Origin of the sequence: Microbacterium sp., assembly GCF_051953575.1 — a bacterium.
In the GTDB taxonomy this organism is placed as follows: Bacteria; Actinomycetota; Actinomycetes; order Actinomycetales; family Microbacteriaceae; genus Microbacterium.
Window position 1 is genome coordinate 12,338 of record NZ_JBQCIP010000247.1, and the last position, 23,940, is coordinate 36,277.

Annotated in this window: 23 protein-coding genes and 1 tRNA gene; 11 read left to right on the plus strand and 13 right to left on the minus strand. The window is 69.9% G+C overall.

The window, feature by feature from the left end; genetic code table 11:
* Window positions 1-16: 16 nt before the first annotated feature.
* Window positions 17-1,675 carry a SulP family inorganic anion transporter gene (locus ACTHNQ_RS15105; protein WP_440334671.1) on the plus strand — a complete coding sequence of 553 codons (1,659 nt, stop codon included), beginning with the start codon at window positions 17-19 and terminating at the stop codon, window positions 1,673-1,675.
* Between the two features lie 70 nt (window positions 1,676-1,745).
* Here ACTHNQ_RS15105 and ACTHNQ_RS15110 read toward each other — a convergent pair whose 3' ends face one another.
* From ACTHNQ_RS15110 to ACTHNQ_RS15125, 4 genes are all read right to left on the minus strand, one after another.
* On the minus strand, window positions 1,746-2,018 hold the full coding sequence (locus ACTHNQ_RS15110) for a hypothetical protein (RefSeq protein WP_440334673.1): 273 nt from the start codon (window positions 2,016-2,018) through the stop codon (window positions 1,746-1,748).
* An 85-nt stretch (window positions 2,019-2,103) separates the two neighbouring features.
* The gene (locus ACTHNQ_RS15115; protein ID WP_440334674.1) at window positions 2,104-2,439 is read right to left on the minus strand and encodes a DUF7882 family protein; all 336 of its coding nucleotides are present in this window, start codon (window positions 2,437-2,439) and stop codon (window positions 2,104-2,106) included.
* Window positions 2,440-2,807: 368 nt separating this feature from the next.
* Window positions 2,808-4,679, minus strand: a complete 1,872-nt coding sequence (locus ACTHNQ_RS15120) for an alkyl/aryl-sulfatase (protein WP_440334676.1) — start codon at window positions 4,677-4,679, stop codon at window positions 2,808-2,810.
* A 118-nt stretch (window positions 4,680-4,797) separates the two neighbouring features.
* On the minus strand, window positions 4,798-5,250 hold the full coding sequence (locus tag ACTHNQ_RS15125; RefSeq protein ID WP_440334678.1) for a pyridoxamine 5'-phosphate oxidase family protein: 453 nt from the start codon (window positions 5,248-5,250) through the stop codon (window positions 4,798-4,800).
* Window positions 5,251-5,397: 147 nt separating this feature from the next.
* On the opposite strand from ACTHNQ_RS15125, the gene ppsA reads away from it, so the two are divergent.
* The gene (gene ppsA, locus ACTHNQ_RS15130; RefSeq protein WP_440334679.1) at window positions 5,398-7,797 is read left to right on the plus strand and encodes a phosphoenolpyruvate synthase; all 2,400 of its coding nucleotides are present in this window, start codon (window positions 5,398-5,400) and stop codon (window positions 7,795-7,797) included.
* Here ppsA and ACTHNQ_RS15135 read toward each other — a convergent pair.
* On the minus strand, window positions 7,794-9,194 hold the full coding sequence (locus tag ACTHNQ_RS15135; RefSeq protein ID WP_440334681.1) for an MBL fold metallo-hydrolase RNA specificity domain-containing protein: 1,401 nt from the start codon (window positions 9,192-9,194) through the stop codon (window positions 7,794-7,796). The two genes, ppsA and ACTHNQ_RS15135, sit on opposite strands and share 4 nt — an antisense overlap.
* Before the next feature lies 1 nt (window position 9,195).
* On the minus strand, window positions 9,196-9,948 hold the full coding sequence (locus ACTHNQ_RS15140; RefSeq protein ID WP_440334682.1) for an SDR family NAD(P)-dependent oxidoreductase: 753 nt from the start codon (window positions 9,946-9,948) through the stop codon (window positions 9,196-9,198).
* A gap of 179 nt (window positions 9,949-10,127) precedes the next feature.
* Between ACTHNQ_RS15140 and ACTHNQ_RS15145 the strand changes: the two genes are divergently transcribed.
* A complete protein-coding gene (locus ACTHNQ_RS15145; RefSeq protein ID WP_440334684.1) occupies window positions 10,128-10,973 on the plus strand; it encodes a universal stress protein in 846 nt (281 codons plus the stop codon).
* 5 nt (window positions 10,974-10,978) lie between these two features.
* Window positions 10,979-11,461, plus strand: coding sequence for a hypothetical protein (locus ACTHNQ_RS15150; protein ID WP_440334686.1), 483 nt, complete (start codon window positions 10,979-10,981; stop codon window positions 11,459-11,461).
* A 63-nt stretch (window positions 11,462-11,524) separates the two neighbouring features.
* On the opposite strand, the gene ACTHNQ_RS15155 is transcribed toward ACTHNQ_RS15150, so the two are convergent.
* From ACTHNQ_RS15155 to ACTHNQ_RS15165, 3 genes are all read right to left on the minus strand, one after another.
* The gene (locus ACTHNQ_RS15155; protein WP_440334687.1) at window positions 11,525-12,343 is read right to left on the minus strand and encodes a universal stress protein; all 819 of its coding nucleotides are present in this window, start codon (window positions 12,341-12,343) and stop codon (window positions 11,525-11,527) included.
* An 82-nt stretch (window positions 12,344-12,425) separates the two neighbouring features.
* On the minus strand, window positions 12,426-13,061 hold the full coding sequence (locus ACTHNQ_RS15160) for a response regulator (RefSeq protein ID WP_440334688.1): 636 nt from the start codon (window positions 13,059-13,061) through the stop codon (window positions 12,426-12,428).
* Complete coding sequence (locus ACTHNQ_RS15165) at window positions 13,058-14,794, minus strand: GAF domain-containing protein (protein WP_440334690.1); 1,737 nt, start codon at window positions 14,792-14,794, stop codon at window positions 13,058-13,060. Before ACTHNQ_RS15165 ends, ACTHNQ_RS15160 begins: the two co-directional genes overlap by 4 nt.
* Before the next feature lie 130 nt (window positions 14,795-14,924).
* On the opposite strand from ACTHNQ_RS15165, the gene ACTHNQ_RS15170 reads away from it, so the two are divergent.
* Together ACTHNQ_RS15170 and ACTHNQ_RS15175 are read left to right on the plus strand one after the other, a co-directional pair.
* Complete coding sequence (locus ACTHNQ_RS15170; RefSeq protein WP_440334691.1) at window positions 14,925-15,476, plus strand: pyridoxamine 5'-phosphate oxidase family protein; 552 nt, start codon at window positions 14,925-14,927, stop codon at window positions 15,474-15,476.
* Between the two features lie 43 nt (window positions 15,477-15,519).
* A complete protein-coding gene (locus ACTHNQ_RS15175; protein WP_440334693.1) occupies window positions 15,520-16,002 on the plus strand; it encodes a DUF1003 domain-containing protein in 483 nt (160 codons plus the stop codon).
* Here ACTHNQ_RS15175 and ACTHNQ_RS15180 read toward each other — a convergent pair.
* On the minus strand, window positions 15,973-16,986 hold the full coding sequence (locus ACTHNQ_RS15180) for a zinc-dependent alcohol dehydrogenase family protein (RefSeq protein ID WP_440334695.1): 1,014 nt from the start codon (window positions 16,984-16,986) through the stop codon (window positions 15,973-15,975). The two genes, ACTHNQ_RS15175 and ACTHNQ_RS15180, sit on opposite strands and share 30 nt — an antisense overlap.
* Before the next feature lie 525 nt (window positions 16,987-17,511).
* Window positions 17,512-17,979, minus strand: coding sequence for a universal stress protein (locus ACTHNQ_RS15185; protein ID WP_440334697.1), 468 nt, complete (start codon window positions 17,977-17,979; stop codon window positions 17,512-17,514).
* 106 nt (window positions 17,980-18,085) lie between these two features.
* Between ACTHNQ_RS15185 and ACTHNQ_RS15190 the strand changes: the two genes are divergently transcribed.
* From ACTHNQ_RS15190 to ACTHNQ_RS15210, 5 genes are all read left to right on the plus strand, one after another.
* Window positions 18,086-20,659 carry a cation-translocating P-type ATPase gene (locus tag ACTHNQ_RS15190; protein WP_440334699.1) on the plus strand — a complete coding sequence of 858 codons (2,574 nt, stop codon included), beginning with the start codon at window positions 18,086-18,088 and terminating at the stop codon, window positions 20,657-20,659.
* Between the two features lie 41 nt (window positions 20,660-20,700).
* A complete protein-coding gene (locus ACTHNQ_RS15195; RefSeq protein WP_440334701.1) occupies window positions 20,701-21,342 on the plus strand; it encodes a flavodoxin family protein in 642 nt (213 codons plus the stop codon).
* Entirely contained in the window at window positions 21,287-22,345 is a 1,059-nt protein-coding gene (locus ACTHNQ_RS15200; protein ID WP_440334703.1) for a zinc-dependent alcohol dehydrogenase, read from the plus strand. Before ACTHNQ_RS15195 ends, ACTHNQ_RS15200 begins: the two co-directional genes overlap by 56 nt.
* A 126-nt stretch (window positions 22,346-22,471) precedes the next feature.
* Window positions 22,472-23,203 carry a hypothetical protein gene (locus tag ACTHNQ_RS15205; protein WP_440334705.1) on the plus strand — a complete coding sequence of 244 codons (732 nt, stop codon included), beginning with the start codon at window positions 22,472-22,474 and terminating at the stop codon, window positions 23,201-23,203.
* Complete coding sequence (locus tag ACTHNQ_RS15210) at window positions 23,200-23,367, plus strand: hypothetical protein (protein WP_440334707.1); 168 nt, start codon at window positions 23,200-23,202, stop codon at window positions 23,365-23,367. Before ACTHNQ_RS15205 ends, ACTHNQ_RS15210 begins: the two co-directional genes overlap by 4 nt.
* A gap of 24 nt (window positions 23,368-23,391) precedes the next feature.
* Here the strand turns inward: ACTHNQ_RS15210 and ACTHNQ_RS15215 are convergent.
* Window positions 23,392-23,467, minus strand: a tRNA-Arg gene (locus tag ACTHNQ_RS15215).
* Window positions 23,468-23,511: 44 nt separating this feature from the next.
* The coding region (locus ACTHNQ_RS15220; protein WP_440334709.1) for a GDSL-type esterase/lipase family protein at window positions 23,512-23,940 on the minus strand (429 nt) is incomplete at its 5' end.

Genomic DNA, 23,940 nt, shown 5'->3' on the forward strand with positions numbered 1-23,940 from the left:
ACCACAAGGAGGCGATGTGCAAAGACCGCTGGCCGGGCTCGATCGGCACAACATCGGCCGGGAGCTCCTCGCGGGCGTGACGCTGATCGCCATCGCCATCCCGCTGAACATCGGGTACGCGCAGATCGCCGGGTTGCCGGCGACGGCAGGGCTGTACGCGCTCATCGTGCCGACCCTCGTGTACGCGCTCGTCGTGTCGTCGCGCCAGCTGGTGCTCTCTCCGGATGCCGCGGCCGCCGCGCTCGTCGGCTCGTCACTCGGCGGGCTCGCGACGGCAGGGAGCGCCGATTACTCCACGCTCGCGTTGGCGCAGGCGATCATCTGCGGCGTCATGTTCCTGCTGATGTCGGTGTTCAAGCTCGGCTTCCTCGCCAACTTCCTCTCCAAGCCGATCCTGATCGGCTTCGTCGGCGGCCTTGCGCTCGACATCCTCGTCAGCCAGATCGCGAAGATGCTGGGCGTCAAGATCGACTCGGGGGGCGAATTCGTCGAGAAGGTGGGCGACCTGGTGGGCGGCATCGGAACGCTCAACGGGTGGTCGCTGCTCATCTCGGCCGCATCGGTGGCTGTCCTCATGGTCGGGGCGCGACTGCTCAAGGCAGTGCCGTGGGCGCTCGTCGTGCTCGTCATCTCGACCGTCGTCGTCGTGCTGACGGCGCTCGACCAGCAGGGCGTCGATGTGCTGGGCGAGGTCCCGGCGGGGCCCCCGGCGCTCACGTGGCCGATCATCGACTGGTCGATGTGGTTCGCGCTGATCCCGTCGGCGATCGCGCTCACCATGGTGACGACGGCGGAGGGACTGCTCGTCTCGCGCTCGTACGGCGAGAAGCACAACTACCCGTTCCACGCCAACCGCGACCTCTTCGCCTTCGGCCTCGGCAACATCGTCGCGGGCACGCAGGCGAGCTTCTCGATGGGGTCGTCGACCTCGCGCACGGCGGCCATGGATTCGGCGGGCTCCCGCACGCAGCTGCCCCCGATCGTCCTCGCGGTCGGCACCCTGCTCCTGCTGCTGTTCGGCACGTCGCTGCTCGCCGACATCCCGTCGCCCGCCATCGGCGCCGTCGTCGGCGTCGCCGTCCTGCCGCTGCTGGGGATCAAGGAGTTCCGGCTGCTGTGGAAGCAGGATCGCTTCGAGTTCACGATCGGGGCGGTGTGCTTCCTCGTGACGCTGTTCGTCGGCGCGATCCCCGGAATCGTGGTGGCGTTCGTGCTCGCCCTGATCAACCTCGCCAAGCGTGCCGCCAACCCCGCCATCGACGTGCTCGAGTCCGACGGCGACCCCAAGCAGTCCCTCCTCGACGAGGCGACGGCCGGCGGCACGACCGCACCGGGCCTCATCGTCGTGCGCCTGGCGGCCCCGCTCTTCTTCGCGAACGGCACGGTGTTCTCGTCGGCCGTCAAGAAGGCCGTGACCGCGGCATCCGATCCCGTCCACCACGTCGTCATCGACCTCGAAGCGGTCACCGACGTCGACGTGACCGGCGCCGAGGCGTTCGCGGAGCTGGAGGAATGGCTGAGCTCGAACGGCGTGAGCCTCGCCTTCAGCCGCGCGCGCCCGCGGACGACGGCGCGGCTGCAGCAGCTCGGACTGCTGTCGGATCAGACGTTCTACGACACCAACCGCGCCGCCGTGCTCGCGCTCGCCGGACTGGCGTCGGCACCCCGCGGCTGATTCTCGACGCGCCCGGACGGCAGACCGACCGCCGGCGCACCTCGCAGCGCCGGCGGTCGGAGTCATGGGGTCAGCCGAGCAGGGGAGGACCGCCCTCGGACCAGACGGCGTCGGGCGTGAGCTCCGAGACGTCGGGGACGTCGTCGGGGATCGGCACGATCGCCAGTGGAACTCCGACGGTCAGCATGAGGAACGCTGTGCGCATCATCCCTTCACCGTCATTGACTTCGAGCCAGTACCGACCGTGCTCGAGTCCGCGCTCGATCTCCTGGCGCAGCTCGTCGAAGCGGCGTCCCCCCACGCTGTAGTGCTCGCCGCCGTAGTAGATGTCGATTCGCTTCATCATTGCCCCCTCTTGGGGGCCATTGCACCGCGTTGTCGCCGAGGCGTGAAGTGGCCTTGACAAAGTCGGGTTCGGCTGGTCGTCATCATGCGACGTCGTGGTCCGCGGTGCCGTTCGCGGACGACCCGGCGGGTTCGGGCACGAGGTACAGTCCCGATTGCGAGTTCGCGGTGAACGCCAGCGCGTCGATCCACGCCGGGTTCAGCTGCGGCTTGCGCCCACCGTAGAACTTGTAGACCAGCCCGCAGCCGGGGTGCAGCCACACCGTGGTGCGCCCGTCGCCGATGCTCGGGTCGTCCCGCCAGGTGAAGTGGAACGGCTCGCCCCGTCGCAGCTTGTTGCCGATCACGAGCTGCAGGTGAGCGAGCGTCCGGTCATCGAAATCCACCTTGATCGTGCCCTCGTAGATCAGCTTTCCCATGAAGTGCCTCCCCGCGGAGATCTCCGGCGACGCTGCGGTGGGGGCCGCGGAGAAGACGGCCGGTCGACTCCGGATCCATGCTGGTCCGTCCGGATCGATGTTGGGGACCCCCTTGACGGGGAACCACGTTTTGTGGACGAGACGCGCAGGGCCGCCAGCGCTCAGTCGTTTGAGACGGACGACTCGCTGTGCGGGGCGCCGACGGGCGTGGACTCGCTCGATCCGCGCTGGCGCAGGAACATCGACAGCGCGAGCCACGACAGCTCGTCGGCGGGCTTGCGGGGAGGGGGAATCCGGTTGACACGGGCCCCGGGTCCCCGTAGGTGCGAGGAGGCCGGCCCCCGCGGGCCGGCCTCCTCGCGTGCGTGTCAGGGGGTGACGATGGCGAAGTTCGGATCACCCTGGTCGAGAACAGTCAGCAGCTGGTGCAGCACGGCGATGTCCCCGCGCACCTCGATGCCCTGCGACTCGATGTCGCCTCCCGCGAGACGGATGAGGCGCGGCTTGGTCAGCGTCAGCCCGAGCGGGGTCGACGCGGCCGGCTCGCGCTCGACGTAGACGAGCACCCCGTTTCGGAGCGACAGGTGGAAGCTGCGGCCGAGATCGGACAGGGTCACATCGATATCGAGCGACAGGTCCCACGCCTTCGGCCCGTTCACGCGGATCGCGACGGCGTCGAACAGCTGCTCCGGCGTGAGCTGGGCGAGGATGAGCGGCGCATTGGTCTGCGTGGGGGTGCCGAAGTTGCCTTCGCGCAGCTCGGTCGCGCCCGACAGGAAGAAGTTGCGCCACGTGCCGTTCTCGGCACCGTACGCGAGCTGTTCCAGCGTGTCGGCGTACAGCGTCCGTGCGGCGGCGTGCTCTTCGTCGGCGAACACGGCGTGGTCGAGCAGCGTGGCCGCCCACCGGTAGTCGCCCGTGTCGAACGCCCCCTGCGCCAGTTCCACGACGCGGTCGACGCCGCCGATCGCGGCGACATAGCGCTCGGCGAGGGGCTTCGGCGGGTGCGGCCACAGGCGGGCGGGGTTGCCGTCGAACCAGCCCATGTAGCGCTGGTAGATCGCCTTGACATTGTGGCTGACCGAGCCGTAGTAGCCGCGGGTGCTCCACGACGCCTCCAGTGCGGGCGGCATCTGGATCATCTCGGCGATCTCGGCGCCGTTGTAGCCCTGGTTGAGCAGCCGCAGCGTCTGATCGTGCAGGTAGCCGTACAGGTCGCGCTGGATGCCGAGGAACCTGTTGACCTCGGCGTTGCCCCACGTCGGCCAGTGGTGTGATGTGAAGATCACCTCCGCCTCGCCGCCGAATCGCTCGATGGCCTCGGTGAGGTAACGCGACCACACGTGCGGGTCCCGCACGACCGCACCGCGGAGGGTCAGCACGTTGTGGAGCGTGTGTGTGGCGTTCTCGGCCATGCACAGCGCCCGGTACCGGGGGATGTAGAAGTGCATCTCGGAGGGCGCCTCGGTGCCCGGCGCCATCTGGAACTCGAACTCGACACCGTCGAAGGTGTGCTTCTCGCCGGTCGTCGTGATCTCCAGCGACGGCGGCAGGATCGTCGCCTCGCCGGTCGACGTGGTCTGGCCGAGCCCCGCACCGACGGCGCCGCGCGGTCCGCGGGCCAGGGCGGCGCCGTACATGTACCCGGCACGTCGGCCCATGGCGACACCCGCATACACGTTCTCGGCAACGGAGTGCTCGAGGAAGCCCTCGGGTGCGAGCACCTCGACGCGACCGGCGGTCACGTCGTCCAGGCTGATCACGCCGAGCACGCCACCGAAGTGGTCGATGTGGCTGTGCGTGAAGATGACGGCGGTCACCGGCCGGTCGCCGCGGTGGCGTCGATACAGCTCCACCGCGGCGGTGGCGGTCTCCTTCGAGATCAGCGGGTCGATGACGATGACACCGGTGTCGCCCTCGACGAACGACATCACCGACAGGTCGAGGCCCCGCACCTGATACAGGCCTTCGACGACCTCGAACAGGCCGTGCTTGGCGACCAGCTTCGACTGCCGCCACAGGCTGGGATTCACCGAGTCGGGAGCGTCACCGTCGATGAAGTCGTAGGTCGAGGCATCCCACACCACGTCCCCTGCGGAGTTGCGGATCTGCGGGTCGTCGAGCGTCCCGATGAAGCCTCGGTCGGACGCCGCGAAGTCGTCGACGTCGTCGAACGGCAGCGACGCGAGCACTCTCGCCTGTGCGTCCCGGATGGATGCCTCGGGTTCGCGCTGGTGCATGTGTGTGGTCCTCATCTCCGGCCCCGGTGGCCGGAACCAGTCTCCCGGGCGTCGAAGAGACCCTGCAACCGCGCGCCCGCCACCAGGAGAACAGGGTCGCACCGAGACAGGTGAGGCGTCACGTCCATTCGTCGTTGGCCGACGCCGCGTACCTGTCCGGCTCCGGACCGCGGGAGAAGCGCCGACCGGTGATCGACGTCGGCACGATGCGCACCCAGCGGTACTTGAGCGTGGGAAGCCACGGCGCCAGCGGCAGCGCGTCCGCCTCATCGATCTCGCGCTGGAGCTCGAGATGTTCGGCGACGCCCTTGACGACGACGCTGGCGGCCGAGGCAGCGTCGTACTCGTCGACCTCGAACGCGACGCGAGGGTTCACGGTCAGCTCCGCGAGCTTGGATCCCGGCGCTGTCCGGAACAGGACGCGGCCCCCGTCAGTGACGTAGTTGACGGGAAAGATCTCGGGCGTGCCCTGAATCGCGGTGGCGAGCCTCCCCAGCTCACCACGTGCGAGCAGATTCCAGCACTCGTCCTCGTCGAGCGCCCAAACCGGCGAGTCGTTCAACTGATCCATGTCACCCTCTCCTTCGAGTTCGAGAGCCGATGGTGTGCACAATGCCCGCCCGGCAAGCGCACGATCAGGACCTAAGTCACACGGATGGCGACGCACGGCAGGACCTTGGGCCCAGAGCGGACGGGCGGAGGGACCCAGAGTCGCCGTATGACGAACATCCTCCCGCTGGAGCGGATCACGATGGCCGACCTGCCGCAGGTCGGCGGCAAGAACTCATCGCTGGGCGAGATGATCTCGCGCCTGACCGGGGCCGGGCTTCGCGTGCCCGGCGGCTTCGCCACGACGGCGGAAGCGTATCGTGCCTTCCTGCGCGTGGATGGGCTGGCCGACCGCATCGATGCGATGCTCGCGCGGCTGGACGTCTCGGACGTCGCGGAGCTCGCGCGCGCGGGCTCCACGATCCGCGGCTGGATCGAGGCGCAGCCGTTGCCCGACGACCTGACGGCCGACATCCGTCACGCATTCGCCGACCTCGTCGCAGCCGACCCCGACCCCGAGAATGTGACGTGGGCGGTGCGGTCGTCCGCGACCGCCGAGGACCTGCCCGACGCGTCGTTCGCGGGTCAGCAGGAGACGTACCTGCACATCGCCGGGATCGACAACGTGCTGGTGGCGATCAAGGAGGTGTTCGCCTCCCTGTACAACGACCGGGCGATCGCGTACCGCGTGCACCAGGGCTTCGCGCACGGAGACGTGGCGCTGTCGGCGGCGGTCCAGCGCATGGTGCGGTCGGATATCGGCGCCTCGGGTGTCATGTTCACGATCGACACCGAGTCCGGCTTCGATCGTGCCGTCCTCATCACCAGCGCCTATGGTCTCGGGGAGGCAGTCGTACAGGGCGAGGTGAACCCGGACGAGTTCACCGTGTTCAAGCCGGCCCTGCGCGAGGGTCGACCTGCCATCCTCAGCCGTCAGATCGGCGAGAAGGCGGTCGCGCTGCGGTTCGCACCGGGGCACCGGGTCGGGTCCAGCACGGCGATGACGACCGTGGGGGAGGACGAGCGCCGCGTCTTCAGCATCTCGGACGACGACGTCCACGAGCTGGCGCGGTACGCACTGATCATCGAGGACCACTACGGCCGCGCGATGGACATCGAGTGGGCGCGGGACGGCGTCGACGGGCTGCTCTACATCCTCCAGGCGCGGCCTGAGACCGTGGCCTCGCGCGCGGACGGGAATGTCGTGAGCCGATTCGTCCTGCGCGAAGAGGGGCGTGTGCTGGCGGAGGGTCGCGCGATCGGTCAGCGGATCGGCAGCGGCACGGTGCGCGTCGTCAGATCGCCGGCCGAGATGGACCGCGTGAACGACGGCGACGTGCTCGTCGCAGAGATGACGGACCCCGACTGGGAGCCCGTCATGAAGCGCGCCGCGGCGATCGTGACCGACCGTGGAGGCCGGACCTGTCACGCGGCCATCATCGCCCGTGAGCTCGGCATCCCCGCGGTCGTCGGCACCGGGAATGCGACCCGCGCGCTCGCCGAGTCAGGTGAAGTGACGGTGTCGTGCGCCGGAGGCGATGAAGGGCACGTCTACGACGGCAGGCTCGCCTTCACGCAAGAGGACGTCGTCATCGACCGGATGCCGGAACCCCCGGTCCGCCTGATGATGAACGTCGGAACCCCCGATCAGGCTTTCGCCTTCGCTGCGCTGCCGAACCACGGGGTGGGACTCGCCCGGCTTGAATTCATCGTGGGCACTCAGATCGGCATTCATCCGCGAGCGCTGCTCGAATTCGACACGCTGCCGGAGACGCTCCGGGCCCAGGTCGCGGAGCGCATCGCCGCGTACCCGTCGGCGCGCGAGTTCTTCGTCCGGCGGCTCGCGGAAGGTGTGGCGATGATCGCCGCGGCGTTCGCACCGGAGCCGGTGATCGTGCGCACGAGCGACTTCAAGTCCAACGAGTACGCCCATCTCCTCGGCGGCGACCGCTATGAGCCGCAGGAGGAGAACCCGATGCTCGGATGGCGCGGGGCGTCCCGCTACATCACGCCCGAGTTCGCGGAATGCTTCGCGATGGAGTGCGAGGCACTGCGGTTCGTGCGCGACGACATGGGACTCTCGAACGTGCGGATCATGGTGCCCTTCGTGCGCACCATCGCCGAGGCCGAGGCGGTGAACGGAGCGCTGGCCAAGGGCGGGCTGGAGCGAGGCCGCAACGGGCTCGAGGTCATGATGATGTGTGAGATCCCGTCGAACGCGATCCTCGCCGATCAGTTCCTGGATCACTTCGACGGGTTCTCGATCGGATCGAACGACATGACGCAGCTGGTCCTCGGCATCGATCGCGATTCGGATCTCGTCGCGGGGGAGTTCGACGAGCGCGACCCCGCCGTGCTGGAGGTGCTGAGGCTGGCGATCGACGCCTGCAACCGCCGTGGAAAGTACATCGGCATCTGCGGACAGGGGCCGTCGGATCACCCGGACCTCGCTGCCTGGCTGGTCGCCCGCGGCATCGGATCGATCTCGCTCAATCCGGACACCATCGTCCGCACGTGGCTCGGGCTCGCGGAGCGGGTCGAAGCGGCTCCCGCGGGCACGGCCGGCTAGGCCGAACGGCCCGCGAGCGGCACCGACTGGAGATGCTCGGGCACGCGGGCGTTCCAGTGCAGCTCATGCGTGATCCGTGCCCTCAGCACGTCGGCGGCAGTGGGCTCCCCGTGCGTCACGTACACGGCGTCTGGCGCGCTGGGCGCGGTGCGCATCCAGCCGATCAGCTGGTCGGCGTCGGCGTGAGCCGACATGGAGTCGATGTTCACGACTTCGGCGCGGATGGGGACGTCGCGGCCGAAGATGCGCAGCGTGCGTGCGCCGCCGAGCAGCGCGGCGCCGCGGGTGCCGCCGGCCTGGAAGCCAGTGAGCACGATCGCGTTCGACGGGTCCGTGCCGTATGCGGCCAGGTGATGGAGCACACGTCCGCCCGCCAGCATTCCACTGGCAGAGATGATGATCATCGGACCCCCGCGCAGATTGAGCAGCTTGGAGTCGTCGACCGTCGTCACCAGTGTCGGCAGCCGGTACATCCGCTCGAGCTCCTCCGGGTCGAGGCGGTGTTCGGACGGATGCCGGCGGTACACGTCCACGACGCTCACGGCCATGGGGCTGTTGACGTAGATCGGCACATCCGGGATCTCGTTGCGGTCGCGAAGACGAGACAGATGCAGCAGGACCGTCTCGGTGCGCCCGACGGCGAACGCCGGGATCACCACGACGCCGCCCCGTGCGGCGATGCGTCTGACGGTGTCGCCGAGCAGTCGCTCGGGGTTCTCGGGGTCGTGGTGCCGATCTCCATAGGTCGATTCGGTCACGAGCACGTCGGTCGCTTCCAACGGCGCCGGCGGATTCATGAGCGGGTCGTCGGGGCGTCCGAGATCACCGGTGAAGTGCACCGTCCGGCCGCCTATGCGCAGTCGCACGCTCGCCGCGCCGAGGATGTGGCCCGCCGGCACCAACTCCATCTCGACGCCGTCAGCGATGACCTGGCGATCGCGGAACTCGACGGGGTGAAAGTGCTCAAGCGCGGTCATCGCGTCGGCGACGCGGTAAAGCGGTTCCGGATGCGCGTGCTTGGACCATCGTCCCGCAGCGGCGAAGCGGGCCTCTTCCTCCAGCAGATGGGCGCTGTCGGGCAGCATGATGCGGCACAGCTCCGCGGTCCCCTCGGAAGTGTAGATGCGGCCGCGGAAGCCGTCGCGCACCAGCGCAGGCAGGTATCCGGAGTGATCGAGGTGCGCGTGCGACACCACGACGGCATCCACGGAGTCCGGTCGGATGGGGAACGCGGCGCGATTCCGGTCGCGCAGCACCTTGTACCCCTGGAACAGTCCGCAGTCCACGAGGATGCGCCGGCCTGCGGCGCTCACGAGGTTTCGCGATCCGGTGACAGTGTCGGCGGCGCCGAGAAAACGCAGGCGGGGTTCGTCCGGTGCGGCAGGTGAAGCGGACATGTCAGATCGCCGCCCAGCCGCCGTCGACGGGGATGATCGCACCCGAGACGTTCGACGCATCCTCGCTCAGCAGCCAGGTGATGGCCGACGACAGCTGATCGGGGCGCGCGACAGCGGGCAGGTTCGTCTGCAGCAGGGGGCCGATGCGCGTCTGCGCCCACTCGGAGCGGAACGGAGCCTCGATGCTGGTGGCGACGGGCCCCGGTGCCACGGCGTTGCAGCGCACGCCTTTCGGCGTGTAGAAGAACGCGGTGCTGACGGTGAAGCCGTTCACCGCATGCTTCGATGTCGTATACGGAGTACCGGCGGCCGAGCCGCGCAGGCCGGCCTCGGAGCCCACGTTGACGATGCTGCCACGGCCGCGCTCGAGCATGCGGGGGAGCACCGCGCGGGTCAGCCGCATCATCCCGGTGAGGTTGACGGCGAGGACGCGGTCCCACGTGGCGTCGCTGATCTCGGCGGTCGGCTCGAAGCCGTCCATGATGCCGGCGACGTTCGCCAGGCCGTCGATCCGTTCGCCGGTGGTCGCGAGGATGGCGTCGATGCCACTCGGGTCGGTGATGTCGGCGACGACCGCGACGAGGTCGCCGTCCACCTCCTGTGCGAGAGTGGCCAGCCGCTCCTCCGACACGTCGACGGCGATGACCCGGCTGCCCTCCGCGAGGAGCTGCTCGGCGGTGGCACGGCCGATACCGGCGCCCGCGCCGGTCACGACCACGGTGTACCCGGTGAACCGGTGGGCATGGTGAGTCATGGTGTTCCCTTCGTCGTCGGCCCGAAGCCGTTGCCCTCATTCGAGTCCGCAGCCGGCGGCGCTCGCGGGCCGAAGGTCCTGCGGCCGTGGCACGGATGGGACCTTCGACCCGCTCGTCTCGTGGGCGTGACCGTAGCGTCGGGGAACCGGACCGGGCGAGTCCGCGAGAGGAGCCACTCATGGAGCGCATCGTTCTCGGGTTCGACGGCAGTCCCGCCGCCGTGTCTGCACTGGCTTGGGTGGCGGCGCGCGCGAGTCGCCGGCCGACGAAGGTCGGCCTGGTCAACGTCGTGTCCCGGTCGACGCGGGACCGGGATCCCGCGCTCGATCGGCTCGCCGAGGGGGAGAGGTTCCTCCGCGACCGCGTTGCCGGCGTCGCGGTCGAGCTCCATCGGCTCGAGGGCGGCGTACTCGATGCGCTGACCGGGTTCGCCGCCGACGCAGACCTCCTGGTGGTGGGCATCAACCCCGGGCACCCCATCCGCGCGGCGATGGCGGGGGCCATGCCGTTGCGCTTGAGCACCCACGCCACCGTGCCCGTCGTGATGGTGCCGGCCGGCTGGGTCGACGTCGGCGATCCCGTGACGGTGGGCATCGCTGACGACGACTCGGCGCAGACGGCCCTGGCCTTCGCGGCGGCCGAAGCTGCCGAGACGGCGACCGCGATCCGTCTCGTGCACTCGTGGCTCATGCCCACGCCGTCCTTCTCGGGCTCGGCGGTCATGGTGGTCACGCCGGAGACGATGATGGCTGAGCACCGCGAGATCCTCGACGCTGCGGTGACGTGGGTCATCGAGCGCTACCCCCTGGTGGGGCTGCAGAGCGAACTCGTCCGCGACAGCCGTTCGGCGGCTCTCCTCAAGTACGGTCCGCGCAGCTCGCTGCTGGTGATCGGCACGCACCACCGCGGCGTGCTCGCCGGCAGCCTGCTCGGCTCGGTCGCTCAGGAGATCCTCTGGCAGTCCGAGTGCCCCGTGGCCGTGGTTCCGCGGGATGCGGTGCTCGCGCACGCGGATGCGAGGTGACGGCCGTGTTCCGCATCGCACGCGTCACGCTCCTGATCCTTCAGGCCTTCGTCGCCGTCACCGCGCTCGCCGGCGGGGTCGTGCTGGTGCTGGGAAGTACGAATCCGGACCTCGGCTCCGTGCTCGTCCCGCCCGACGCGTACCTGGCTGGGTCGCCGTTCGCGTCGTACCTGGTGCCGGGACTGCTCCTGATCGTGGGCGTGGCGGGGGTCCACGCGGCCGCGTTCGTCACCGTGCTCGTCTCGTCGCGGTGGGCGATGCCGCTCTCCGCCGCCGCGGGCTTCGGCTGCCTCATCTGGATCTTCGTGCAGATGATCTACATCCCGTTCAGTGCTCTGCAGGCGGTGTACTTCGCACTCGGCCTCGCTGAACTGGCGTTCGCGATGGTTCTTCTCGGTGTCGTCGATGCCGTGCTCACCCCCCACCGGACGAGCTATCTCCCCGTCGGCGGGTGGCGGATGCCCCACGCCCGGCACTCCCGTAGCTGAGCGGCCCTCCTGCGAAACGAGGTCGTGCCCGCCGTCCAGACGCCGGCGGGCGGCATCCGCAGCTCAGCGCCGTGGCGGGACGACGCAGACCGGCGTCGGCACCTTGCCGATCAGGTCGAGCGCGACCGAGCCGGTGAGGCCGCCGGCGAGGATGCCGTGACCGTGAGTGCCGATCACGACCAGCGCACTGTCGCGGGCGGCCGTGGTGAGCATCGCGCTCGGATTGCTCTGCGCCAGCTCCACCTGGACGTCCAGCGAGGGGTGCCCGTGCCGGACGCGCTCGGCCACTGCGGCGGCGTACTCCTGGTGCTGCACCTGCATGCGATATCTGGGCGTGGGGGAAGCGGCGCGGTCGGCCGGCTCGAACGCCGTCGCCCAGGCATGGACCACGCGCAGCCGGTGGGAGTCCGCCCGCGCTTCGGCTGCGGCGAACCCCACCGCGGCGTCCGACGAGTCGTCGTCGTCGAGGCCCACCGCGACCGTTCCGCCGGCGGGACTCCAACCACGGGGGACCACACACGTCGGGACGGCGGAGCTCGCGCTCACGCGCTGCGGCAGCCAGCCGTGCCACGCGGACCTGATCGGATGCCCGCGGTCGACGCCGACCACAAGCAGGTCCGCGTCGCGGGCCGCATGCACGAGCGCGCCAGGCATGAGACCGTCGATCGTCGACGTCTCGACCGGGAGCGCGGGCACGCGCATCCGCAGGCGCTGCTCGGCGCGGTCGCGCAGCTCGTCGGTATCGGCCTCGGACGACAGGAACATGTTGGCGATGACGATCACCTCGACCAGGCCGCTGCGTCGCACCAGGCGATCGGTGATCCAGTCCAGCGCGGACTCTGCGGCGGGACTCCCGTCATACCCGAGCACGATGCGTTCCATGGCCGTCTCCTTCGGCGTGTGGGGCACACGCTAGTGACACGCCGCAGGCCCCGGCAGGACCAACGTCCCTGCGCGGTGCGCCTCACTCGGCGCGGTGCTCCAGCTCGAACACGGCGGCCTGGGTACGCCGCTCGAGACCGAGCTTGTTCAGCAGCGACGACACATAGTTCTTCACCGTCTTCTCGGCGATCCCGAGCCGTTCGCCGATCTGCCGGTTGGTCAGCCCGTCGGCGATCAGCCGCAGGATCTGGCGTTCGCGCAGCCCCAGCGAGCCGAGGCGAGGATCGTCGTCGTCCGCCCGCTCGCGCAGCCGCGAGGCCGCGTGGCGGACGACCGCGTCGTCCAGGAGCGAGTGCCCGGCCGCTATCCGGCGGATCGCATCGACGAGCCGTGCTCCGCCGATGTCTTTCAGCACATAGCCGGCCGCACCGGCCAGGACGGCGGCACTCACGGCGGCGTCGTCGTCGTACGCGGTGAGCATGAGGCAGGCGACGGACGGGAGCCGCGAGCGGATGTCGCGGCACAGGTCGATGCCGCTGCCGTCGGGCAGCCGCACGTCAAGGACCGCGACGTCGGGCATCGTCGCCTCGATGCGGCCGATCGCCTGGCGTACGGTGCCCGCTTCGCCGACGACGTCGAGGTCGGGCTGCGAGCCGACGAGATCGGCGAGTCCGCGCCGGACGATCTCGTGGTCGTCCACCAGGAAGACACTGGTCATTCGTGCACTCCTTCGCCGGGCGAGTGGATGCCGCGCACGGGCGCGCTCCATCGGATCGAGGTGGCACCCTCCGTCGACTCGACGACGAAATCTCCGTCGCGTGCCGCGGCGCGTTCGGCGAGATTGCGCAGCCCGCTGCGGCGGCCGCCGTCCGGGATCCCGATGCCGTCGTCCTCGACCAGCACCACGACGACGTTGTCGGCGAATGCGACCTCCACCGAGATGCGGTCGGCGCGGGAGTGCCGGACCGCGTTGCTCAGCAGTTCGCGGGCCACCGCGACGACGTCATCGGCGATCGGCCCGGTGACCGCGTGGTCGACGGGACCCGTGAAGCGGATCGCCGGTGGCCGTCGCGCGGCCGACGACACGTCGGCGACCACGTCGAGCACGCGGTGCCGCAGGGAACTCTCGTCGCGGCGTGACAGCGCGAACACGACCGTGCGGATCTGCGAGATCGCGTCGTCCAGCTGGTCGATCGACTGCGTGAGCCGGTCGGCGTCGGAACCGGCCGGCAGTGTGCCGGCCACCGCCTGGAGAGTGAGCCCCGTTCCGAAGAGCTGCTGGATCACGTGGTCGTGCAGGTCACGGGCGATGCGCCGCCGATCGTCGGCGAGCAGGGCTCGCTCGCCCTCTTCGCGTGCCTGGGCGAGTTCGAGCGCGATCGTCGCCCGGGAGGCGAAGTCGACCATGCTGTCGAGCTCGGTCGTGGTGAAGCGCGGCAGGTCGGGGTGCCGAGCGAGGCAGACCACGCCCCACAGGCGGGCCTGCGTGCGCAGCGGGGCCACGACCGCGGGTCCGACCTGACCGTCATCGACGACGCGCAGCGGGTATTCCCCGTCGTCCTGCGCCGACTCGCGAGGGAGCAGCCGAGCGGTTCCCGTACGGATCACGTCGTCGGCGCACGTGATGCCGGCGTCCATGGTCCTGCCGCGCAGGCGCGCCTCGTCGACCCCGCGCGCTGCCGCGACGCGCAGGGTGGACGTTCCCTCGTCTGCGAGCAGGATGCTCACCTTGTCTATGTGCGGAAGGTCGGCCAGACGCCCGGCGATCAGGTCCAGAGCGGTCTCGGTGGGAGAGGACAGCAGGGCGCCCGAGAGCTCCGCGGCCGCGCGCATCCATCGTTCGCGCGTTCGGGCCTCTTCGAGCAGACGCGCGTTCTCCACGGCGTAGCCGGCGGTCGTGGCGAGCGACTCGACGAGGCGCTCGTCTTCTTCGGTGAACTCACCATCCCGGCGGTTCGTCAGATAGAGGTTGCCGAACACCTCTCCGCGCACCCGAACCGGAACTCCGAGGAACGAGTCCATCCGCGGATGGTGCGCAGGAAAGCCCACCGCGCGCGGGTCCTCGGCCATCTGCGACAGGCGGATGGGCTGAGGATCGGCGATCAGCGCGCCCAGCAGTCCTTGTCCCGTCGGCAGGTGGCCGATCCCGTCGGCTTCCTCGGCGGTGAGGCCGACGTAGATGAACTGCTCCAATGCGTCATGTTCCGGCGCGATCACCCCGAGGGCGCCGTACTCGGCGTTCACGAGCTCGGTGGCCGCGGCCGCGATGCGCCGCAGCACCGACGGCAGGTCACTCTCCTCCACGATGGCTCGAGTCGCGCTGAGCAGCGCGCGCAGGCGCCCCTGGGTGGCGCGGACACGTTCCGCCTGCTGCATGAGCGTCGAGAGCGCCTCGTCCAGATCGAGGCGCGGACCATCGGGGAACGACAGCGGGTCATCGTGCGCAGCCACACGCGCCTCCCTCGGCGACACGATCACACAGTACGGCGCGGCGCGGTGCGCCACCAGAGCCGCGGGACCTTCGGTCCATGGAGCGGTTCACGGGAATGCTGTCATGGCATCCAGCGAAAGGAGCCTCGACATGTCGACGACCAGCACTCCGCAGGTCAGCCGGCTCGACACGGCCGAATGCTGGCGCCTCCTTGAAGGCGAGCGGTTCGGCCGGCTGGCGCTGGTCGGCGACGGAGGCCTGCCCGACATCTTTCCCGTGAACTTCATCGCCCATGAGGGTGCGGTGTACATGCGGACCGCCCCCGACGTCAAGGTGGCGCGCATCACTGCGCACCCGCTGGCCGCGTTCGAGGTGGACGGGACGGACGAGGTCACACAGTGGAGCGTCGTGCTTCGCGGCGCGGCGAGCCGTGTCCTCGACGAGGTCGAGATCGCACGCAGCGGCGTCACCCGCCTGGTCACCTGGAGCCCGCGCCAGAAGCCCTATGTCATCAAGGTGAACGCGAGCACGGTGACAGGGCGTCGGTTCGCCCGCACGGCCGAGTACACACCGCCGCTGCACGAGCGCACGCACAGGGACGGAACCCCGACGCAGGCGAGGCTCGTAGCGCCTCGCGAAGACGAGGCCGGCCCGCATCGAGCGGGGCGGCCCGATCCGATACCCGCTGTCCGGCCGCACTAACGGCGCCCGCAGCTCTCACCGCCAGTGCAGATCGGAGAACGGCATGGTCCGGGAGGCCTCGATCGTCGACGTCGTCGAAGCGATGCCTGTCGCGCACAGGCACGGTGGACTGACCCGCAACTGGCATCAACGGCACAAGGACTCGCTCACATTCGGTCAGCGCGCCGCTGATCGAATGCGGGACTGGATGGGATCGTGGACGTTCATCGGCGTCTTCATCGGTGCCATGGGCGCCTGGATCCTGCTGAACCTGACCGCCGTCGTGTGGGACCCGTACCCCTTCATCCTCCTGAACCTGTTCCTCAGCATGATCGCCGGACTGCAAGGAGCGATCCTGCTGATCGCTGCGAAACGCCAGGATGCGGTCGCGGCCGCGCTCGCCGCACACGACTTCGAGACCAACCGTGCGGCGAAGATGGAGATCGAGGATCTGATGGCCATCAACCGTCGGCAGCTCGAGCTGCTGAGCGAACTGAGAGCTCGCGCCGACGACGCGTCAGCTCGCGGCGTGATCGATCACAAGTGATCCGGCCGCTCGGCCCGCGCGCAGGTCGTCCAGTGCGTCCCGGGTGTCGCCGAACCGATAGCGGGTGACCGTCGAGCGCAGGTGCAGCCGCGCCGCAAGTCGAAGAAAGCTCTCGCCGTCGGCGCGGGTGTTCGCAGTCACCGAGCGCAGGTCCTTCTCGCGGAACAGATGCTCGTCGTACGACAGCGCCGGGACGTCGGAGAGATGGATGCCGGCGATCACGACGGTTCCGCCGGCGGCGGTTGCACGCAGCGCGATAGGCACCAGTTCGCCTGCCGGCGCGAAGATGATGGCGCTGTCGAGCGGCTCGGGCGGTGAGGACGTCTCGTCCCCCACGAACCCGAGGCCGACTTGGCGGGCGAGCTCCCGATTCTGCTGACCCCGCGTCATCACGTGCACGGTCGCGCCTCCGGCAGCGGCGATCTTCGCGGTGAGGACCGCGCTCGATCCGAATCCGTAGATGCCGAGCACGCCGCCCGGAGGCAGCTGGGCGCGCGACAGCGCACGGAAGCCGATGATCCCTGCGCACAGCAGCGGCGCCGTCTCGACCGGATCGGTATCGGCCGGGAGTCGGTAGGCGAAGCGCTCGTCGGCGGCGAGGAACTCGGCGTGGCCGCCGTCGCGGTCCCGCCCGGTGAAGCGCGCCGCCGCGCACAGGTTCTCGCGGCCGGTGCGGCACCAACGGCAGCCCCCACAGGTCGAGCCGAGCCAGGCAACTCCCACGACGTCCCCGAGGTGGAATCTCGCGGCCGCCGAGCCGACGGCGACGACCTCGCCGACGACCTGATGCCCGGGAACGACACGTGGTCGGCGGCGTGGCAGCTCGCCGTCCACGACGTGCAGGTCCGTACGGCACACGCCGCACGCGCTGACTCGCACGAGGATGTCGTGCTCGGCGATCCTGGGCAGCGGCAGCGTGCTCGATTCGAGGTCCCCGGTTCCGCGTGTCGTCCACGCGCGCATGGTTTGGGGCTGCAGCACCATGCCGGAATCCTTACGGCCGCCACGTCGCCGGTCTGGGTCCAAGGTCCCACGCCGCCACGGGTGCGGCATCCGCTTCTCACGGAGGCGAGATGAGCGCCAGCGCTACGAAGTGCGCGCAGCGCCGAGGCCTCGGGACGGAGGATGGCTATCTGCATCCGCTCCGACGCGCGGCCTCGGCGCCGGCCTGGGCGGCGCGAGGGTCGTCGGGTTGGGCGCGCCTGCTCGAGATCACCGGGACGCCTCACGCCGAGAGCAGCATCAGACGGCCGCAGCGGTGCGACCCGAGGCGGGCCCGGTGGCCGCGGCAAGCCGGGCCGTCGCACAGAACATCACGATCATGAGTGCGGTGAGGCTGGTCGCGACGAACAGGAATCGACGCGCGACGATGGCTGCGATGATCGAGAGGATGCCTCCCGGCGTACCGGGGCCACTGGCTTACCTCACCGCGACGCCGCACCCGCTGCGCAACGGCGACGTACTGCGAGTGAAGCCCGGGGTCGGCGGGGCCGTGACAGCGGGATGCCGTCAGCCGTCGGCGGGCGGCGAGGCGGCCGAGCCGGAGTGCACACCGTGCACGACCACGACGGGACAAGCGGCATGCTCTGCGCACGCCGCGCTGACAGAACCCAGCAGCAGCCCCGTGAACCCGCCGCGTCCTCGGCTTCCGACGACGAGCATGCTGCACGACCTGCTCAGTTCGGTCAGCCTCCGCGCCGCGGGTCCCGCCAGCACCGTGCGAGTGATCCCCTCGGGGACGCTGTCTCCGAACGCGCGCACGACAGCGTCATCGAGCATGTCCGCTGCCGTCTGCTCGAGCGGCCATTGTGCGATGAGCACGGGATCCGCGAACGCGGGGTACATCCACGTGGTCACGGCTTCCAGCGGAGCGTCGAACGCATCCGCCAGGCGGGCGGCATAACGCAGCGCGGCGATCGAGCTGTCGGAGCCGTCGACGCCTACGACGATCCGGTCGGCATCTGTGTTCGCTTCCATGTCCCCAGATTCCCGCGCCGCGCTGTCGCGGAGCGGGACGAAGGTCACACGAGGTGCGAGGACCAAGGTCCCGCGGCGAGGCCCTGTGAACGACCACGATACGTCCGTGATCACGCGGGAGCAGGGCCTCACCAGCACCGAAGCGGCAGATCGCCTGGCACGTGTCGGCCAGAACGCGGTGCCGCAGCAACGACGTGTCTCGCCCTGGCGCATGCTCTTCGCAGAGCTCACCCACCTGCTGGCTGTGCTGCTGTGGATCGCGGCGGCGCTGTCCGTGGTGGCGGGCATGCCGGCCCTGGCCATCGCGATCGTGACGATCGTGGCGCTGAACGCCGTGTTCGCGTTCGCGCAGGAGTACCGCGCCGACCGATCGGCGCAACGACTGCGTCAGCTGCTGCCGGCCACCGCGCGCGTCGTGCGCGACGGCACCGCGACAGCTGTGCCCGCTGTCGAGCTGGTACCGGGCGATCTCGTACTGCTGTCGGCGGGGGACCGGGTGGCAGCCGACCTCACGGTGGTCCGCAGCGCGAGCCTGAGTCTCGACGAGTCGCTCCTCACCGGCGAGAGCGCCGCCGTCCCGCATGAGGCGGGCGATCTCATCAGGGGTGGCACCTTCGTCGTTCAGGGCGAGGCAGCTGCCGTCGTGGCGGCCACGGGCGCGAAGACGGCGCTGGCCGACATCGGACGGCTCGGCGAGAGTGCGACGCGCCCGCCGAGCCCGATGGCGATGGAGTTGCGGCGGGTTGTGCGCGTCATCGCGATCATCGCTGCGGTCGTCGGGGTCGGGCTCGGGGGTGTGTCGCTGCTTCTGGGCCTCGGACTGCAGCAGGCGTTCGTCTTCGCCATCGGCGTCTCGGTCGCCCTCGTGCCGGAGGGGATGCTTCCCACGGTGACTCTCTCGTTGGCACGCGGCGCTGAGCTCATGGCGGCGAAGCACGCGCTGGTGCGCCGACTGGACGCTGTGGAGACCCTGGGGGCGACGTCCTTCATCTGCACCGACAAGACCGGCACGCTCACCGAGAACCGGATGAACGTCCTCGAGGTCGTGACCGCGGCAGGACGGGTCGAGATAGAGGGCGAGGGGTACGGCCCGACCGCGACGCTGACTGGTCCGGCCGACGCCGTCGCGGCCGTGCCGCTGGTGGCCCGCACCGCACTCCGCTGCGTCGAGGGGCGAGTGGCGCTCCGGGACGGACGCTGGGAGGCATCGGGCGACCCGATGGAGGCCGCCTTGCACTGTCTCGCACTGCGTGTCGGCGTGGAGGTGGAACCGGAGGGCCGGCGGCATCCCTTCTCGGCGGATCGCCTGCTCAGCTCTTCGGTCGACGGCGATGTCGTCTCCGTGCTCGGCGCGACCGAAGGCGTGCTCGCCCGCTGCCGCGCGGTGCCCCCGGGCCTGCAGGGCGAGATCGACGAGCTGACCGGGGCCGGCCGTCGCGTCCTCGCTGTCGCATCGCGTGACGCACGGGGCGTGCCCGCCGCTGAACTGGGGCACGACCTCGACTTCGTCGGCGTGATCGCCTTGGAGGATCCGCCGCGCGCCGGCGTGCGGGAGGCGCTCGAACGGTGTCGCGCGGCAGACATCCGGATCGCGATGATCACTGGGGATCACCCCCGCACGGGGGCGGCGATCGCCCGCGAGATCGGCCTCCTCGAGCCTCACGGGGTCGTGCTCGACGGGGCCGCACTGCCGACCACCGACGCCGAACTGGCCGATCTCGTCGACCATGCAGGCGGTGTCGTGGTCGCGCGCGCCACGCCGGCCGACAAGCTGCGCATCGCTCGCGCACTCCGCAGCCACGGCCACGTCGTGGCCATGACCGGCGACGGCGTCAATGACGCCCCGGCCCTGCGCGAGGCGGATGTCGGCGTGGCGATGGGGGCCAGTGGCAGCGACGTCGCGCGCGAGGCCGCCGACGTCGTGCTCCTCGACGATCACTTCGCGACGATCGTCGCCGCCATCGAACTCGGTCGTGCGACCTTCAAGAACATCCGGCGCTTCCTGACCTACCACCTGACGGACAACGTCGCCGAGCTCGCACCCTTCGTGGTGTGGGCGCTCACCGGCAGCGCCGTGCCGTTGGCGATCGGCGTCATGCAGGTGATCGCCTTGGACCTGGGCAGCGACATGCTGCCCGCTCTCGCGCTCGGCGCCGAGCCCGCGCGGGCCGACGTCATGCAGGGTCGCGGCCGCCGGTCCGTCGTCGATCGCGCACTCCTGCTGCGAGCCTTCTTCCTGCTGGGGCTGACCGAGGCCGTGGTCGCGATGCTGTCGTTCGTAGTGGTTCTGTCGGCGGGAGGATGGCGCTGGGGGCAGACGCCGGCGCCGGACGCGCTGGCGATCGCCTCGGGCACCGCCTTCGCGGCGATCGTGTTCGGTCAGATGGCGACCGCCTTCGCCTGCCGCAGCACCGTGCGCCCCGTCTGGGGTCTGGACCCGCGGACCAATCGGCTGCTGCTCGGCGCGGTCGCGGCGCAGGCGGTCCTGCTCGTCGCCTTCCTCGGCATCCCCTTCCTCGCGTCGTTGCTCGGGGGAGCATGGCCGTCGCCGACGGGATGGCTGTTGGCGGGATCGGCGGTGCCGGCAGTGATCGTGGTGGACGCCGTCTCGAAGCGGATCCGGCGGCGAAGGACCAATGTCCCGCTCCTGCCGATCGCACACCGCGACGCTGAGGGGTGAGCGGGCGGAGACATTGCCGCCCCGGGACGAAGGAGAGCGTCATGCCTGCGCTTGTGGTCTACGAATCCATGTTCGGCAACACCCGCAAGATCGCTCAGGCCATCGCGGACGGGATGGCCGACGGGGCGGACGTCTCGATCACCGACGTCGCGGACGCGCCGTCGGAACTGCCCGACGGTCTGGACCTGCTCGTCGTCGGCGGTCCGACGCACACGTTCTCGATGTCGCGTGACTCCACGCGAAGGGAGGCAGCCGCTCGAGGCGGATCCTTCACCGATGTGCCGATGGGCATCCGCGAGTGGCTGCACTCGCTGACCTCGCCGGCGCAGCCGACCCGGTTCGCGGCGTTCGACACGCGCGTGGACATGTTCCTGCTGCCGGGCGCGGCGTCGCACAGCGCCACCCGCGTGGCCAAGAAGCTCGGGTTCCCGGTGATCGACCCGGCGAGCTTCCTCGTCGAGGGATACGAGGGCCCCTGGTCGACGGTGAGCTCGAGCGGGCGCGCGACTGGGGTCACGGCCTCACTGAGAGGCTGGCCGGGTGACCGCGCCCGACGGGACCTTCGACCCTGCCGGCATCCACTCCCGCGACAAAGCTGGAAGCACACAGATCGTCAAGGAGAGCATCATGCGAGCAGCAGTCGTCCCCGCCTTCGGAGCCCCGGCGCAGGTCGAGGATCGTGAGATCCCGCAGCCGGGTGCCGGGCAGGTCCTCGTGCGTCTGGAGGCGTGCGGCCTCTGCCACACCGACATCCACGCGATGAACGGCGACTGGCCTGTCAAGCCGCATCTGCCGCTGGTGCCGGGCCACGAGGGCGTCGGAATCATCGAGCAGCTCGGGGAGGGTGTGACCACCCGAACCGTCGGACAGCGCGTGGCGATGCCGTGGCTCGCGCACGCGTGCGGCGAATGCCGCTACTGCGTGGACGGGCGCGAGAACCTCTGCGAGCAGCAGTTCAACAACGGCTACGGGGTCGACGGCGGCTACAGCGAGTACATGCTCGCCGACGCCCGGTTCGCGACGCCTGTTCCCGACGGCGTGAGCCCGTTGGATGCCGCACCCTTGACCTGCGCCGGCGTGACGACGTACGCAGCGATCAAGAATGCACACGTCACGCCCGGTGAGACTGTGGCGGTCTTCGGCATCGGCGGACTCGGACATCTCGCACTCCAGTACGCACGACTGGTCGGCGCGAAGGTGATCGCGGTGGACGTCACGGAGGAGAAGCTCGCCCTCGCGACCGAACTCGGTGCCGACCACGTCGTCAACGCCCACGAGGTCGACCCGGTGCTGGCGATCAGGCAGCTGGGCGGCGCCGACGTCGCGGTGATCCTCGCCGTGGCGCCGTCGGTGTTCCACCAGGCCTTCGACGCGCTCAACCGCGGCGGACGTCTGGTGCTCGTGTCGCTGCCCGCCGACGGTGAGCTCACCGTCCCCGTCTTCGACACGGTGCTCAAGGGGATCAGCATCATCGGCTCTATCGTGGGGACACGTCAGGACCTCGCCGAGGTCTTCGCGCTCCACGCCGCAGGCCGTACGCGCGTGATCACCGAGACCCGCGCGCTGGACGATGTGAACGAATCGGTGGCGGAAGTGCTCGCGGGCACGGTTCCCGCCCGACTCGTGTTCACGTATCACACGGCCGACGTGGTGCCGGCCGAGGACGAGGCGACCGCCGCGAGGTAGGCGCGAACCCACTCGTCAGCAGTTCCGCTCCGCCCGCGCCCGAGGCGCGGGCGGAGCTGTCGGCTTGAGAGGGCCGGTGGGACCTTCGGCCCGACCTTCGCACGAGCGTGCGGCGAGAGTCGGACCATGCGTGAGACAGCATCTGCGGTCACCCGAAGAGCAGCGACGCCAGGTCTGACGCGATGGGTCCTGATCGTCGGCACGGGCGAGATCGTCGGCTTCACGTTCCCAGCCGTCGCTGGTGTGCTCGCGGGCTCGTCGCCCGTGGGGACGATGCTGATCGTCGGCACCGGCTTCATCGAGGGCGTCATCCTCGGTGGTTCACAGTACCTCGCGATGCGCCGCGACGTGGCCGGCCTGCGTCCCGGGGCGTGGATCGTGCTCACGGGCGGGGGAGCGGTCGTCGCATACGTGTGCGGGATGCTGCCGTCTTCCCTCTCCGACTGGTCGGGGTGGCCGGCACCGGTTCAGTTCGCCGGCCTTGCCGTGCTGACGATCACCATCCTCGTCTCGATCGGGGCGGCGCAGTGGATCGAGTTGCGGCACCGGCTGCGCGCGGCTGCGTGGTGGATTCTCGGTACCGCGGTCGCGTGGATCGTCGGTCTGGGCGCGTTCTTCGCGATCGCGCCGCCGCTGTGGCACGAGGGGCAGCCGGTCGGGACTGCGATCGCGATAGGACTGGGAGCCGGTGTCGCGATGGCCGTTGCCATGGCACTCGTCACGGGGCTCACGTTCAGGTGGCTCGTGGAGCACGATCGGGCGCCCTCGACACCGCGACGACCACGCCGCACGTCGATCGTCGGACCCCCAGGCGCGCGCGGCGTGCATGAATCCGGATACGAAGGAGGAGCGCCATGATGTGGACCTACGGCATGGGTGGGGGATGGATGTGGGTCGGCCTCGCGCTGATGCTCGTCCTCGTCATCCTCATCGGCGTCCTCGTGTTCATCGCCGTCGATGTGCGGGAGCGCCTTGCCGAGACAGTCAGAGTGTTGTCACGAGAAAGGGGCCGCGAGGACTGAATGTCCGCGACCCCTAATCCCGACTGGTGCCCCCGACAGGAATCGAACCTGCGACCTTTGGTACCGGAAACCAACGCTCTATCCCCTGAGCTACGGAGGCGTGCCGATCGAGGTTACCATCCCGGGGCGGGCCTCCCCGCCAGGTCAAGGGGCGTCGGCTGCGACGGCGGGCTGCTGCTCGAGCCGCTCCAGGTCGTCCGCGAGCCGGCCTGCGAGGTAGGCGTGGCCCGAGGTCGTGGGATGGTTCCGGCCGATGGGGCCTGTGTCGATCACGTCCGCGTAGTTCGCCTCGGTGATCCAGTCCTCGGCGATCGGCGAGATGTACCACCAGCCGCGCGCCGAGGCGAGGGCGGCCAGGTCGGCGTCGATGGCGCGGGTCGCCTGCTGCACCGGCAGCACCTGCGGCGCGGGGCCGAGGATCACGATCTCGGCGTCCGGGAAGCGGGCCTGCAGGGCGTCCCATGCGGAGGTGACGGCATCCCGGTATCCGGTCGGATACGCGTGACGGTCGTTGATCGACCCTTCGACGATGATCACGTCGGGGTCGAGGGCCGGATCGAGGGCGGCGATGCG